Source organism: Shimia sp. R9_3, from assembly GCF_017743755.1.
Lineage (GTDB): Bacteria > Pseudomonadota > Alphaproteobacteria > Rhodobacterales > Rhodobacteraceae > Shimia.
The window spans coordinates 583,683-598,928 of record NZ_JAGHRP010000002.1 but is presented as its reverse complement, the minus strand read 5'-3'; the positions used below and the strand labels follow the sequence as shown (position 1 = coordinate 598,928).

The 15,246-nt window shown below is 60.3% G+C and carries 12 protein-coding genes and 1 tRNA gene; all 13 read right to left on the bottom strand.

All coding sequences use genetic code 11. The annotated features are described in order from the left end of the window. Window positions 1-73: 73 nt before the first annotated feature. On the bottom strand, window positions 74-1,033 hold the full coding sequence (gene speB / locus J7412_RS07350; RefSeq protein ID WP_209078064.1) for an agmatinase: 960 nt from the start codon (window positions 1,031-1,033) through the stop codon (window positions 74-76). Between the two features lie 112 nt (window positions 1,034-1,145). Then, window positions 1,146-3,041 carry an acyl-CoA synthetase gene (locus J7412_RS07345; protein WP_209078063.1) on the bottom strand — a complete coding sequence of 632 codons (1,896 nt, stop codon included), beginning with the start codon at window positions 3,039-3,041 and terminating at the stop codon, window positions 1,146-1,148. A 226-nt stretch (window positions 3,042-3,267) separates the two neighbouring features. Beyond that, window positions 3,268-5,061 carry an ABC transporter transmembrane domain-containing protein gene (locus tag J7412_RS07340; protein ID WP_209078062.1) on the bottom strand — a complete coding sequence of 598 codons (1,794 nt, stop codon included), beginning with the start codon at window positions 5,059-5,061 and terminating at the stop codon, window positions 3,268-3,270. Between the two features lie 164 nt (window positions 5,062-5,225). Beyond that, window positions 5,226-5,299 (bottom strand) — tRNA-Gly (locus J7412_RS07335). 86 nt (window positions 5,300-5,385) lie between these two features. After that, window positions 5,386-5,787 carry a RidA family protein gene (locus J7412_RS07330; protein WP_209078061.1) on the bottom strand — a complete coding sequence of 134 codons (402 nt, stop codon included), beginning with the start codon at window positions 5,785-5,787 and terminating at the stop codon, window positions 5,386-5,388. Window positions 5,788-5,796: 9 nt separating this feature from the next. After that, on the bottom strand, window positions 5,797-6,996 hold the full coding sequence (kynU, locus tag J7412_RS07325) for a kynureninase (RefSeq protein ID WP_209078060.1): 1,200 nt from the start codon (window positions 6,994-6,996) through the stop codon (window positions 5,797-5,799). After that, window positions 6,993-7,832: a tryptophan 2,3-dioxygenase gene (gene kynA / locus J7412_RS07320; RefSeq protein WP_209078059.1), complete on the bottom strand. Its 840-nt coding sequence runs from the start codon at window positions 7,830-7,832 to the stop codon at window positions 6,993-6,995. Before kynA ends, kynU begins: the two co-directional genes overlap by 4 nt. Further along, on the bottom strand, window positions 7,829-9,445 hold the full coding sequence (locus J7412_RS07315; RefSeq protein ID WP_209078058.1) for an AMP-binding protein: 1,617 nt from the start codon (window positions 9,443-9,445) through the stop codon (window positions 7,829-7,831). The genes kynA and J7412_RS07315 overlap by 4 nt, the downstream gene beginning before the upstream one ends. A 2-nt stretch (window positions 9,446-9,447) precedes the next feature. After that, window positions 9,448-10,608: an acyl-CoA dehydrogenase family protein gene (locus tag J7412_RS07310; RefSeq protein ID WP_209078057.1), complete on the bottom strand. Its 1,161-nt coding sequence runs from the start codon at window positions 10,606-10,608 to the stop codon at window positions 9,448-9,450. A gap of 141 nt (window positions 10,609-10,749) precedes the next feature. Continuing rightward, window positions 10,750-11,550: an enoyl-CoA hydratase family protein gene (locus J7412_RS07305; RefSeq protein WP_209078056.1), complete on the bottom strand. Its 801-nt coding sequence runs from the start codon at window positions 11,548-11,550 to the stop codon at window positions 10,750-10,752. A gap of 3 nt (window positions 11,551-11,553) precedes the next feature. Beyond that, window positions 11,554-12,003, bottom strand: coding sequence for a MarR family transcriptional regulator (locus J7412_RS07300; RefSeq protein ID WP_209078055.1), 450 nt, complete (start codon window positions 12,001-12,003; stop codon window positions 11,554-11,556). Further along, window positions 12,000-12,758: an SDR family NAD(P)-dependent oxidoreductase gene (locus tag J7412_RS07295; protein WP_209078054.1), complete on the bottom strand. Its 759-nt coding sequence runs from the start codon at window positions 12,756-12,758 to the stop codon at window positions 12,000-12,002. Before J7412_RS07295 ends, J7412_RS07300 begins: the two co-directional genes overlap by 4 nt. After that, window positions 12,755-15,049: a bifunctional salicylyl-CoA 5-hydroxylase/oxidoreductase gene (locus tag J7412_RS07290; RefSeq protein ID WP_209078053.1), complete on the bottom strand. Its 2,295-nt coding sequence runs from the start codon at window positions 15,047-15,049 to the stop codon at window positions 12,755-12,757. Before J7412_RS07290 ends, J7412_RS07295 begins: the two co-directional genes overlap by 4 nt. Window positions 15,050-15,246 lie beyond the last annotated feature (197 nt).

Genomic DNA, 15,246 nt, shown 5'->3' with positions numbered 1-15,246 from the left:
GCGCTCAGCTATAATATATACGCATATTTTCTAGGGCAACATAACCTCAAGGCCCGTGCTTTGCCAATGCGATTCAACTCTGATCGCGCGCTGCAAACACGAATCCCAACAGGTTCAACAGCACCTGTGCCGCCAAGATCGCGGTCGACCCGCTCTGATCATAATCCGGGGCCACTTCCACCAGATCAATGCCCACCACCTCATGGCGTTTGGCCAGCACCTGCAACATCTCAAGCACGTCATAGTAGAGAAAACCGCCATGGCTCGGTGTGCCCGTGCCCGGCGCAATGGAAGGGCAAAACGCATCGATATCAATCGTCACGTAAACCCGCGCGCCCTCAGGGATCTGCGCAATGGTGCCCTCTGGCCCAAGCTTGCGCGCCTGACGCACGCTCAGGATCGAGCTGCCCATGGCCCGCGCATCGGCATAGCCCTCCTTGGCGGTGGAGCTCACGTTGCGAATGCCCACTTGGGTCAGCCCGGTCACATAGGTTTTTTCTGCCGCGCGCCGCATCGGGTTGCCGTGGCCAAAGCGCACCCCGTGGCGTTCGTCCACAAAATCCAGATGCGCATCAATCTGCAGCACGTGAATATCGCCCTGATCGTCAAAGGCATTGATGCAGGGGATATTGATCGAGTGATCACCGCCGATGGTTACGGGCAGCGCCCCCGCCTTCAGAGCGGCGCGCACCCCCGCTTCGATATTGGCATGGCTTTTGAGCGTGTCGGTGTGCACGATGTCCGCATCCCCCATGTCCACGATCCGCACGCTGGCTGGCAGATAGGTCTCGTCGTCCTCATGGTCATAAGCCCCCGCGTGACCAAAGCTGAACAGCGTGGAGGCCTCCCGCACCGCACGCGGGCCAAACCGCGCGCCGCTGCGCCATTGCGTGCCAAAATCAAACGGCGCCCCAAGGATGGCCACATCCGCGTCCAGCGCGTCCCAATCGGCAACATAGGGCCGCTTGCCAAAGGTCGAAATCCCCACAAACGGCAAATCCAGCCGCCCGCTCTCATACCCGTGTCCCGCCATCTGCCGCTCCCTCTGTCCTGTTGCACCGGAGCGTGACCGCTTTTGCCCGCGGCGTAAAGAAAAAGGGTGCAGCCCGCGCCGCACCCTTTTGATTTTTCACGAAACTCAGCCGTTATGCTGCGTCTTCGCCCAGCCATTCCCAGGCGTTGATGAAATCACCGAGCACTTTGCTGACATCTTCGTCAGAGGCGTCGCCGGTGCGCTTCACCTGAGCGATCAGACCGCGCTTTTTGTCGTCAATCACGTGGTCGATATGTGCAGGCACGCCGGCTTTGGTCAGCGCCGCATCATAGACGCGGGTGATCGCCGCCTTGCGCAGGTCCGGCTTAAAGATCTTGCCCACCGCCGTCTTGGGCAGCTCCGGCATGATCTCCACATATTTCGGGTGGGCGGCGCGCTCGTGCACATGCACCTTGGCATGTTCCATCAGAGCGTCCTTGGTCACGCTCGCCCCCTCAATCAGCTCCACATAAACGCAAGGCACCTCACCGGCATGGGCATCCGGCTGACCAATCGCGCCCGCAAAGGCCACGTCATGGTGCGCCAGCAGCGCCTCTTCGATCTCTGCCGGGTCGATGTTGTGACCGCCGCGGATGATCAGATCCTTGGCGCGTCCGGTGATCCAGAGATAGCCGTCTTCGTCAATCCGACCCAAGTCGCCCGTGCGCAGATATTTTTCATGATGATACAGGTCGGCGTTCTTATCGGCTTCCGTATAGGTGTTCCCCGCAAAGACACCCGGATTGGAGATACAAATCTCGCCGACCTCATCGGTTTCGCAATCCAAAGGGCCTTCCGGCGTGTTCTTGATGATACGCACATCCGTATACGGGAACGGCACACCTACAGAGCCGACCTTTTTATTCCCTGTTGGAGGGTTACAAGAGACCAGACAGGTCGCTTCGGTCAGGCCATAGCCTTCCACGATGTCCACACCGCAGGTGCTTTCAAACCGTTTGAACAATTCCATCGGCATCGGCGCAGAACCGGAGAAAGCGGTTTTCACAGATGAGATATCCGCATCCACCGGGCGCTGCATCAGCGCGGAAACGGCGGTCGGCACTGTGATGATGAAGGAAATCTTCCAACGCTCGATCAGCTTCCAGAAGTTGTCAAACACCCCTTCCCCGCGATAGCCCTGCGGCGTCGGGAAGACCACATGCGCACCAGAGCTGATGGCGGCCTGCATGATCACATGCACCGCAAACACATGGAACAGCGGCAGCGGGCACATGATGTTGTCTTTCTCGGTAAAGAGAAGACGATGGCCCAGCCAGCCATTGTAGACCATCCCGGAATAAAGGTGCTGCGCCACTTTGGGCATCCCAGTGGTGCCCCCAGTGTGGAAATAAGCGCCCACGCGATCCACCTTGCTGTCTTCAAAGTCCAGCGTGGTGTTGTATTTCGCGAGTTCTTTATTGAAGTCTTTGAAATCCGCATGGTGCGGGCCGCTCACCTTCGGACGGATCAAAGGCACAATCCACGACTTTGGCGGGGTCAGATATTTGACCAGATCAATTTCCAGAACCGTGTGCACATGCGGCGCGTGGCGCACGGCCTCGGCCACTTTCTGAGCCACATCGGTCTTTGGGAAGCCTTTGAGCGTCACCACAACCTTGGCGTCCGTTTCGCGCAGGATCGCAGAGATCTGCTCTGGCTCCAGCAGCGGGTTGATCGGGTTTGCGATCCCGGCAACCATACCGCCCAGCAACGTAATCAGTGTCTCGTTACAGTTGGGCAGCACATAGGCCACGGTGTCTTTTTCGCCGACGCCCAGATCGCGGAACATATTGGCCGCCTGTGCCGTCTTAGCGTGCAGCTCCGCCCAGGTCAGCGTCTCAGCTTTGTCTTTGGGACCAGAGAAGATCTGATAGCTTACTGCAGGGCGGTTTGGGAACTTATCCTTTGTTCGCGTCAGCATCTCAAAGATGGTGACTGGCAAGTCGCGGTCTTCCCACGCCTGTTCTTGTTCAATTGCCTTCAGATCAGCCAAAGACTCAAAGCTCATAGTACTTGTCTCCCCCCTGTTGTGGGTTTTGCCACACATGCCCCACACATGTGGCGGTCCTTCCTCGCGATCTCAACAAAAACACTCAGCACCCGCAATGAGGCCAGTTGAACGTAAGGTAAACCGCAACCGAAACGTTACGTCATGATCTCCCTATACGACTGGAACAGCACCACCAAACTACTTTTCGGAGTTAGTCCTTGCGGCGCAGCCTCATGCATGCAGCCTACGCTGCACCGGCCGTAAATTGAAGCCTCGCAAGTTTGGCATAAAGACCGCCTTCAGCCACCAGATCATCATGGCGTCCCTGCGCCACAATGCGCCCCTCTTCCATCACGATGATCCGATCAGCTTTCTTCACGGTTGCCAGACGGTGGGCCACGATGATGGTGGTCCGGCTCTGTGCCAGCTCATCCACCGCCGCCTGCACCAAACGCTCGCTTTCCGCATCCAGCGCCGATGTTGCCTCATCCAGCAGCAGCACAGGCGCATCACGCAAGATGGCACGCGCAATGGCGATGCGCTGTTTCTGGCCGCCGGAAATCATCACGCCGCGCTCGCCAAGCTGGCTGTCATAGCCCTCAGGCAGCGCTTTGATGAAGTCATGCGCCGCGGCTGCCTTGGCAGCGGCTTCCACCTCTGCATCGGTGGCATCAGGGCGGCCAAAGCGGATGTTTTCTCGCGCGCTATTGGCAAAAATCACCGGATCCTGCGGCACCAGCGCCATGTGCTGGCGGAACTGATCCCGCTGCAGCTCAGCCAGCGGCATACCGTCAAGCGTCACCTGCCCTTCTTTGGGGTCATAAAACCGCTGGATCATTTGAATGATCGTGGTCTTACCCGCACCAGACGGGCCAACCAGCGCCACCGTCTCTCCCGGAGCAATGGTCAGATCAACCCCATCAAGGGCTGAGACATTCGGACGTGAAGGATATTGGAAAGACACATTGTCAAAAGTGATCTCCCCGCGCACCGGCGCGGCCAGCGCTTTGGGCTGTTCAGGGTCGTTCACGCTGTCCTGCGCAAAGAGCAGCTCCACCAGACGTTCGGTCGCCCCTGCCGCGCGCTGCAACTCGCTCCAGATTTCAGAAAGCGCGCCCACCGCGCCCGCCACCATCACGGAATAGATCACAAACTGCACCAGCACACCGACGCTCATGCCCCCGGCCCGCACGTCACGCGCGCCCATCCAGAGCACGATCACAACGCCGGTGAAGATCAGAAAGATCACGATCATGGTCAACAGCGCACGGGTGTTGATCCGCCGCATCGCCGCTGCCAGCGACAGGTTGGTCACCCGGTCAAAAGCGGCACGAGATTGGGCTTCGTGGGTGAAGGCTTGCACGGTCTGCACCGACAGCAACGCCTCAGAGGCATTGCCGGAGCTCTCCGCAATCCAATCCTGGTTCTCACGGCTCAGCTTGCGCAGGCGCCGCCCCAGAACGAGGATCGGCACAATCACCATCGGCACCACCAAAAGCACCATCAATGTGAGCTTGGTGGAGGTGTAAAGCATCAGCACCAGACCACCGAGGAACAGCAGCATATTGCGCAGCGCGATGGACACCGAGGAGCCGATCACCGACTGAATAACCGTTGTGTCCGTGGTGATGCGGCTCAGCACTTCGCCGGTCATCACGTTCTCATAAAACGCAGGGCTCATGCCGATCACACGGGCAAACACCGCCTTGCGGATGTCAGTCACCACCAGCTCGCCAAGGCGCGTCACCAGTAGATAGCGCAGCGCCGTGCCCACGGCGAGCAACGACGCAAAGCCCAGAGCGGCGAGGAAATACTTGTCCAAAAGCGCATCGCTTTCGGTGCCAAAATTGTCCACCACGCGGCGCACCGCCACGGGCAGCATCAGCGAGACCGAGGCCGTCAGCGACAGCGCACAGAGCGCCAGAAACGCCAGCACACGATAGGGGCGCAAAAACGGGCCCAACCCGCGCAGCGCGCCAATGTTCTTGCTTTTTGCGCGGTCCTGGTCAGTTTCCGCGGCTTGTGGCCGTCTTGCCATCTGTCGCCCTTACTCTGGCTGAGGTGTTAAGCGTTAGTGACCAAGGAGCGCCCAAGGGTCAAGCGGTCAAAATCGCTACCGCGACAATAGCCCCCCAAGAAACACGGCAAAGCGGCCCACCGGCGGGTGGTTTGGAGAGTGTTTTACTTGAGGGAGATTGACCTTGGAGCGGGTAGCGGGAATCGAACCCGCACCTTAAGCTTGGAAGGCTCTTATGATACCATTTCACCATACCCGCCCGAGGTCCGGTTGATGTATTTCAGCGATTTGGGGAGGTCAAGAGACTTCCCCCATCCAATCGAAATTTATCGCAGATTTTTTGTCTCAGCCCTGCGCGATATGCGCCGTCGCCTCGATCTCCAACAGCGCCTCATCCTCCAGCAGATCCGCCACCACAACCAGTGACATGGCCGGGAAATGCCGCCCCATCACAGAGCGATAAGCCGCGCCGATCTCCTTTTGATGGGCCATATATTCTGCCTTGCTTTTCACAAACCAAGTGAGCCGCGCGATGTCACTTGGCGCACCGCCCGCCGCCTCCACAACGGCACGAATGTTTTTCAAGACCTGCGTCATCTGGCCGATGAAATCATGACATTCAAAGACCTTCTGACTGTTCCAGCCAATCTGCCCACCGATGTGCAGCGTGCCATCCTCTGCCAGCATGCCATTGGCATAGCCCAACGCCGGGGCCCAGCCTTCCGGATGTATCTCCTTTAACGCCATCCTTCCCCCTCAGGTCACACGCGACCGCGTTTGATATTTTTCATTTTTCCACAGCTGGTTAGACATCACATCTTCAAGCACTTCCGCTGCGGCAATGATGTCTGCCTCATCCAGATAGAGCGGCGTGAAGCCAAACCGCATGATGTTGGGCGCGCGGAAGTCCCCGATCACGCCACGATCAATCAGCGCCTGCATCGCCGGATAGCCGTGCTCAAAGGCAAAAGACACCTGCGAGCCGCGCAGCGCCGCCTCCCGCGGGCTGGCCAAAGTCAGCTCCGGACAGCGCGCTTCCACCTCAGAGATGAACAGCTCAGACAGACGCACAGACGCGGCGCGCAGATCCGCCATATCCACACCTTCCCAGGACTTTAACGCTTCCTGCAGCACGGCGAGCTGCAAAATCGGTGGTGTGCCCACCCGCATCCGTTCCGTAGCGTTCGCGGGGCGGTAGTTCAGCTCCATGGCAAAGGGCGCATCATGGCCCAGCCAGCCGGACAGCGCAGGCGCAATGCTGTCGACAATATCAGGGCGCACATAGATGAACGCAGGCGCGCCCGGCCCGCCGTTCAGGTATTTATAGCTGCAGCCCACCGCGAACTCAGCGCCTGATGCAGCGATATCCACCGGCACGGCTCCGGCGGAATGCGCCAGATCCCAGATCATCACCGCACCAACCTCATGCGCGCGCTTGGTGATCGCCGCCATGTCATGCATCCGGCCAGAGCGGTAATCCACCTGCGTCAGCATGACCACGGCCACCTCTTCGGTGATAGCGTCCATAACCTCTTCCGGCGCAGGGGTGCGCAGTGCGTAACCCTGATCCAGCGTCTTGATCAGCCCTTCAGCCATATAAAGGTCTGAGGGGAAGTTGCCGTTGTCGCTCAAAATGACTTTGCGCTCAGGCCGCATCTTCAGTGCCGCCGCCAGCGCCTGATAGACTTTGATCGACAGCGTATCACCGGTGGCAACAGAGCCTGCCGGCGCACCGATCAGCCCGGCGATCTGATCCCCCACCACTTGGGGCAAAGCCATCCAGCCCGCCGAGTTCCACGCGCGAATGAGCTGTGCGCCCCACTCCTCGGTGATGGTCTTCTGCGCGCGTTCTGCGGCCCCTTTGGGCAAGACGCCCAGCGAGTTGCCATCCAAATAGATCACGCCCTCAGGCACATCAAAAAGCTCTTTTCTGGGAAGCGAAACGCCCATCGTCATAAGTCTCCGCGCAGATGCCAAAGTTCCGGGAAGAGCTCCACATCCAGCATCCTGCGCAGATACTGCACGCCCGAGGTGCCACCCGTGCCGCGTTTGAACCCAATCACACGCTCAACGGTCGTAACATGATTGAACCTCCATCGGCGAAAATAGTCTTCCAGATCAACCAGTTTCTCGCCCAGCTCATAAAGCCGCCAGTGGGTGTCCACATCCTCATAGACGATCTTCCAGCGCGCCTGCACCTCTGCCTCGGCCTGATGCGGCTGGGTCAGTTGCGGCGCGGGCATCTTGGCGGCATCGCCGTCCAGTTCCTCAAACAGAAAGCGGATCACCTCGTCATAAAAACTCGGCTGCGCCAGCTCGGCCTCCAGCACCGCTTTGGCCTCCGGCACGTGTGCATGAGGCTTCACCATATTCGGATTGCGGTTGCCCAGCACATATTCGATCAGCCGATACTGATGGCTCTGAAACCCGGAGGACGGCCCCAGCGCCTCGCGAAATTTGGTGTAATCCGCCGGCGTCATGGTGCGCAGCACATCCCAGGCCGAATTGAGCTGTTCAAAAATCCGGCTGACCCGCGCCAGCATCTTGAACATCGGCGCGAGATCGCGCGCCCGCAGTGCCTCTCGCGCAGCGCTCAGCTCATGCAACGCGAGCTTCATCCACAGCTCACTGGTCTGATGCTGAATGATGAACAGCATCTCGTCATGCGCATCGCTCTGGGGGTGCTGCTGGCTCAGAATGCCATCCAGATGCAGATAGTCCCCATAGGACATCGCATCCGCAAATCCCATTTTCGCCCCATCCGTTGCCGGATCGTAAGCCTTTGGTGTCATGTGTTTTCTTTCAGTCTGAACCGTTGAATTTTTCCGGTTTCCGTCTTGGGTAGCGCCTTGGTGAACACCACAGAGCGCGGATATTTGTAAGGCGCAATTGCCGCCTTCACATGGGTCTGCAGCGCCTCGGCCAAAGCCGCATCCCCGGCAAAACCCTCCGCCAGCACCACATGGGCCTGCACAATCTCGCCGCGCGCCTCATCGGCCACGCCAATCACCGCACATTCCGCCACGGCCTCATGGCCAAGCAAAGCGGCCTCCACCTCTGGCCCGGCGATATTGTAGCCCGAGGAGATGATCATATCGTCGTTGCGCGCGGCAAAATGGAAATAGCCATCCTCATCCTGCCAAAACGCATCACCAGTGATGTTCCAGCCGTCCTGCACATAATGCACCTGCCGGTCCCCGCGCAGATAGCGGCATCCGGTTGGCCCGCGCACCGCCAGCCGACCAACCTCCCCACGTGGCAGCGTCGCGCCATCCGGCCCGATCACCTTCGCCTCGTAGCCAGTCACAGGCTTGCCGGTGCAGGCCGGGCGGTGATCATCAAACCGGTTGGAAAGGAAGATATGCAGCATTTCCGTCGCCCCGATGCCATCCAGCATTGGCTTGCCGGTCTTCTCCATCCAGGCGTCATAGACCGGCGCGGGCAGGGTCTCCCCCGCACTCACAGCAGCGCGCAGGCTAGAGAGATCCGCGCCTTCCTCCATGGCCGCAAGCATCGCGCGATAGGCCGTTGGTGCAGTGAAACACACGGTCGCCTTATAGGTCTCGATGATCTCGATCATATTGGGCGGCGTGGCCTGCTCCAGAAGCGTTGCCGCCGCCCCAAAACGCAGCGGAAAAATCGCCAGCCCGCCAAGTCCGAAGGTAAAGGCCAGCGGCGGGGAGCCGACAAACACATCGCTTGGCTGCACATCCAGCACCTCACGGGCATAGCCATCCGCGATGATCATCAGATCGCGGTGAAAATGCATGGTGCCTTTGGGCTGCCCCGTGCTGCCGGAGGTAAACCCGATCAGCGCCACATCATCCGCGCTGGTGGGGACGGTCTCAAACATCACAGGTTTTTCCAGCGCCAACCGATCCAACTCCGCATCATGATTGGCCGTGCCGTCAAAGCCGATCACCTGAAGCCCGTCACATTGCGCCGCACAGGCCTCCATCTCTTCCATCAGGCGCGTGTCACAAATCGCGTGGCTGATCTCTGCGGTCTGCACATATTTGGTCAGCTCCACCGCGCGCAGCATGGGCATGGTGTTGACCACGACCGCCCCCGCTTTGGTCGCCGCCAGCCAGCAGGCCACCATGGCCGGATTGTTGGCAGAGCGGATCAGCACCCGATTACCGGGCTTCACTCCCAGATCTTCGACCAGCACATGCGCGAGCCGGTTGGTCCAATCGGTCAGCTCTTTATAGGTCCGCCGGCGCCCGTTCCCGATCAGCGCGGTATGATCCCCAAACCCTTTGGCCACCATCCCATCGGTCAGCTCCCAGCCTGCATTGAGCTGTTCCGGGTAGTCAAATCCTGCCAGCAAAAGCTGGGGCCAGAGCGCTTCGTCCGGCAGATTGTCCCGCGTGAATGTGTCCTGATGTGCCGATGGTCCCAACATGTTCAAACACCTCCTGCCGCATGCGCCGCCAATGTCTGACGCGCGATCACCACGCGCTGCACATCGCTGGCCCCTTCATAGATCCGAAGCGCACGGATCTCGCGATAAAGCCGCTCGACCACCTCGCCGGATTTCACACCATCCCCGCCAAACAGCTGCACCGCCTTGTCGATCACCTGCTGCGCCTGATCGGTGGCAAAGAGCTTGGCCATGGCGGCCTCCCTTGTCACCCGCGGGGCACCGCTGTCTTTGGTCCAAGCCGCGCGGTAAATCAGCAAGGCAGCGGCATCCACGTCCAGCGCCATATCCGCGATATGGCCCTGCACCATCTGCAAATCACTCAGCGGCGCGCCCTGCACCTTGCGCGCCTGCACCCGCGCCAAAGCCTCATCCAGCGCCCGCCGCGCAAAGCCCAACGCTGCGGCGGCAACTGTGGAGCGGAACACATCCAGCACCGACATCGCGATGCGAAACCCCTGCCCCGGCGCGCCAATCAAGGCCTCTGCCGGAACGCGGCAATTGTCAAAACGTAAGGTCGCAAGTGGATGCGGCGCAATGGTTTCCAGCCGCGCCACCACCGACAGCCCCGGCGTGTCCGCTGGCACCACAAAGGCGCTCAACCCCTTGGCGCCCTCGGCTTCACCGGTGCGGGCAAACACGGTGTAGACATCGGCAATCCCGCCATTGGAAATCCAGGTCTTCTCGCCATTGAGAACAAACTCTGCCCCCTCGCGCGTTGCCGTCATCGTGCTGTTGGCCACATCCGATCCCGACTGCGGCTCCGTCAGCGCAAAGGCTGCAATCGCCTCCCCCGCACGTGTCTTTGGCAGCCACGCCGCTTTCTGCCCCTCCGTGCCAAACAGCGAAATCGCGCCGGTCCCCAGCCCCTGCATGGCAAAGGCAAAATCCGCCAGACCGTCATGCCGCGCCAGAATTTCCCGGCTCAGGCAGAGGCTGCGCACATCGAGCACGCCATCCATGGACGCCGTGGCGTTCAGCAAACCCGCCTGCCCCATCCGCGCGACCAGATCACGACAGCTCTGATCCACATCGCCATGATCCACCGACCCAAGCGCCTCAGCCGCCCAGGTCTCCACCTCACGCGCCCGCGCGCGATGTGCCTCCTCAAAGAAGGGCCAGTCCAAAAACGTCTGATCCGCCAAGTCAAAGCCTCCTTTGCTTCCTCTTGCCCCAAGTATCCCGGGGGTATGGGGGCTGGCCCCCATTTAGACCTGTGTATGGGAGCTGGCCCCCATTTAAACCTGTGTGTGGAGGCCAGCCCCCCACTTAAGCCTGCGCGCGGGTCAGTCCCCCACAAACACCGGCCGTTCCTTGGCCACAAAAGCCTCATAGGCCCGCCGGAAATCCTGCCCCTGCATGCAAATCGCCTGCGCCTGCGCCTCCGCCTCAATCGCCTGCTCAATCGACATGGCCCATTCCTGCGCCAGCATGGTCTTGGTCATCATATTGGCAAAGCCCGGCCCCGCCGCGATCCGCTGCGCCATAGTCTGCGCCGCGCCATAAAGCTCCTCTGCCGCCACCAAACGGTTGAAAAAGCCCCAGCGTTCGCCTTCCTCAGCGGTCATCGCGCGGCCCATATAGAGCAGCTCCGCCGCGCGGCCCTGCCCGATGATCCGCGGCAGGATCGCACAGGCGCCCATGTCACAGCCCGCAAGGCCAACACGGTTGAACAGAAACGCGGTCTTGGCCTCAGGCGTACCGATGCGCAGATCGCTCGCCATGGCGATGATCGCTCCGGCCCCTGCGCAAACGCCATCCACCGCCGCGATGATCGGCTTGCCGCAGTTCACCATCGCTTTGACCAGATCTCCGGTCATGCGGGTGAAGGCCAGCAGCTCTTTCATGTTCATCTCTGTGAGCGGCCCGATGATCTCATGCACATCGCCGCCAGAGCTGAAATTGCCGCCATTGGGGGCAAAGACCACCGCCTTCACCTCATCATCATAGGCCAGATCGCGAAACCAGTCGCGCAGCTCGGCATAGCTGTCAAAGGTCAGCGGGTTTTTCCGCTCCGGCCGGTTCAGCTGCACCGTCGAAATGCCATCCACAACCGTGCAAAGAAAATGCTCCACATCTGTGCGCATCGCTCAGATCTCCCTGTCTTCCAAAGTCTCAATCAGTCGCTCAAGCCGCGTGGCCATGCCGTCCACATCCTCCGGGTTAAGCCCGCCCAGCATCTCGTCAATCCAGCCTTCATGGGTGTCCGCATGCTCGGCAAAGGCCGCGATGCCTTTCTCGGTCAGCTTCACTTTGGAGGCACGGCGATCCCCCGGCACCGCCACCCGCTGCGCCAGACCTTCCTCAGAAAGCTTGTCGACAATGCCCGTGACATTGCCATTAGAAACGCGTAGCAAATCGCTGATCTCGCTCATCTTTTTCCCTTCAGGAAAACGCGCGAGAACGCTCATCACATCAAAGCGCGGCAGGGTGCTGTCAAACTCCCGGCGCAGACGGCGGCGCACCTCATCCTCAATCATGCCCGAGGCCTTCAGCAGCTTCAGCCACAACCGCAGACGCGCTTTGCTCAGCTCACTCATATCTCGCCTCCCGACAGGCTCATCGCCGTCCCATTGACCGAACGCGCGGCCTCACTGCAGAGCCACAGCGCCGCACCCGCCACCTCATCTACCTCAATAAACCGCTTCTGCGGATTGCCCCGCATAAGGCTCGCGCGCGCTTTGTCCACGTCCATCCCGGTCTTCTCCATGATTTTGGCAACAGAGCGGTCCAGCATCGGTGTGTCCACAAACCCGGGGCAGATCGCATTCACGGTGATCCCGCTCTCCGCCATCTCCAGCGCCGCAGCGCGGGTCAGCCCCACAACCCCGTGTTTCGCCGCGCAATAGCCGCTCACATAGGGGTAGCCTTTCAGCCCCGCGGTGGAGGCCACCGCAATCAGCCGCCCCCAGCCCGCGCTCTGCATATCGCCCAGCGCCGCCTGCCAGCTGTTCATCACACCCAGCAGGTTCACCTCCAACATGCCCCGCATCTGATCGGGCTGCATCTTGGCAAAAGGCACGCTGTCTGCCGCTCCCGCATTGGCCACGGCTACCGCGACGGGTCCGGACAACGCACGCGCCTCAGACATTGCTGTGCCCAACGCGGCGGCGTCGGTCACATCCGCCACTTTCCAGCCAATGAACCGGTGTCTGCCGGCCACCTCGCGCAGTGGCCCTTCGCGTCTGCCCACAACGGTGACCCTTGCACCGGCGTGCGCCATCGCTTCGGCAATCGCCGCGCCGACGCCGGTGCCACCGCCCGTGACCACCACATGTTTGCCCTCAACACTCATACCCGGATCATCTCCGCTTCGCGGTCGGCCAGCCGCCAGGCCTGATCGCGCCCTGCCTCATAGGGCAGCGGCCAGTTTGCCTGCCGATCCCCGATCCGCGCGGCCTCATGCAGCGTCCAGTAAGGATCGGCCAGATGCGGGCGTCCAACCGCCACCAGATCAGCGCGCCCAGCCATCAGAATGGAGTTCGCGTGATCGGCCTCATAGATATTGCCCACCGCCATGGTCGCGATCGCTGCCTCATTGCGGATGCGATCCGAGAACGGCGTCTGGAACATGCGCCCATAGACGGGTTTGGCCTCGGTGCTGGTCTGCCCCGCACTCACATCAATGATGTCGGCCCCCGCCGCTTTGAACGCCTTGGCAATCTCCACCGCCTCCTGCGGTGTCACCCCATCCTCACCAAGCCAGTCATTGGCCGAAATCCGCACTGACATCGGCTTTTCCGCAGGCCAGACCGCCCGCATCGCCGTGAACACCTCCAGAGGATAGCGCAGCCGGTTCTCAAAACTGCCGCCATAATCGTCTTTGCGCTGATTGCTCACCGGAGAGATGAAGCTCGACAGAAGATAGCCATGGGCCGCATGCAGCTCGATCATGTCAAAGCCCGCGCGCTCCGCCATCTGCGCCGCAGCCACAAACTGATCGCGGATCATGTCCATATCTGCCCGCGTCGCTTCGCGTGGCACCGCATTCTGCCCGCTCCACGGGATCGCTGAGGCAGAGATCAGCTCCCAATTGTCACTTCCCAAAGGCGCATCCATCTCTTCCCAGCCCACTTGGGTGGAGCCTTTGCGCCCCGAATGGCCAATCTGGCAACAGATCTTCGCCCTCGTCTCCTGATGCACAAAATCCGTCAGCCGCGCCCAGGCGGCCTCATGCTCCGGTGCGTAAAGCCCCGGACAGCCCGGCGTGATCCGCCCCTCTGCACTCACGCAGGTCATCTCGGTAAAGACCAGCCCCGCCCCGCCTTTGGCGCGTTCGCCATAGTGGATCAGATACCAATCCGTCGGGCAGCCCTCAACCGCTTTATATTGCGCCATCGGCGACACCACGATGCGGTTTTGCAGGTCCATCTCGCGCAATTTATAAGGCGCAAACATCGGTGCCCGCACAGGGGCATCTTTTGAAACGCCCGCCTGCGCCTGAAACCAAGCCTCCGCACTTTCAAGCCAATCTGCATCGCGCAGACGCAGGTTTTCATGGCTGATCCGCTGACTGCGCGTCAGCAGCGCATAGTTGAACTGCACCGGATCAAGATCAAGATAGCGCTCCACCTCCTCAAACCACTCCAGCGAATTGCGCGCCGCCGATTGCAGGCGCAACACATCCAGCCGCCGCTCGTCCTGATAGCGCTCAAACGCCGCCGCCATGCTCGGCTCGCTGTGCAGAAATTCCGCCAGCGCAATCGCACTGTCAAAGGCCAGCCTTGTGCCAGACCCAATGGAGAAATGCGCCGTGGCTGAGGCATCGCCCAACAGCACCACATTCTCATGATGCCAGGTCTCACAAAGCACACGTGGGAAGTTCATGAACACCGCCGAGCCCCGCAAATGCGCGGCATTGCTCATCAGATCATGCCCACCAAGGTGATCGGCAAAGACCGCACGGCAGGTCTCCACAATCTCCTCTTTGGACATGTCTTCAAACCCGAATCTGTCCCATGTCTCCTGCCCGCACTCCACGATGAAGGTCGCTGTTTCATCATCAAACTGATAGACATGCGCCCAGATCCAGCCATGCGCGGTTTTCTCAAAGATGAAGGTGAAGGCGTCGTCAAATTTCTGATGCGTGCCGAGCCAGACAAACTTGCAGGCCCGCACGTCGATCTCCGGCTTGAAGTGTTCGGCATAGGCCTCCCGCACCCGGCTGTTCAGCCCATCACAGCCCACCACCAGATCATACTCTGCGCGGATCGCCTCGACATCGTCAAACTCCGCCTCAAAGCGCAGCTCAACCCCAAGCTCCCTTGCACGATCCTGCAGCAGGATCAGCATCTGCCGCCGCCCAATCCCGGCAAACCCATGCCCGCCAGAGACCGTCCGCACCCCGTCATGCACCACCGCAATGTCATCCCAATAGGCAAAGTGATCGCGGATCATCTGTGCGCTTTTGGGATCATTTTGGGAAAGGTTCTCCAGCGCGTCATCTGACAGCACCACGCCCCAGCCAAAGGTGTCGTTGGCGCGGTTGCGCTCAATCACCGTGATCTCATGCGACGGGTCGCGCAGCTTCATGGAAATGGCAAAGTACAGCCCGGCGGGACCGCCGCCCAAACACGCAATACGCATTCACCCCTCCTGATGCGTCTTTCGCGAGGCCCAAACGCCCCGTCACACAATCAGGCTAGGGTGAGTCGGAATTTACTTCAAGCTTGAAATTTCAAACTTAAAGATTTCTCCTGCACGGGATTGCCAGGCCCCCGCTGCTGAAAATCCATTGCACGGCGCGCAGGCCCATGGTTCGATCTAAGTCCCAAAACGCAAAG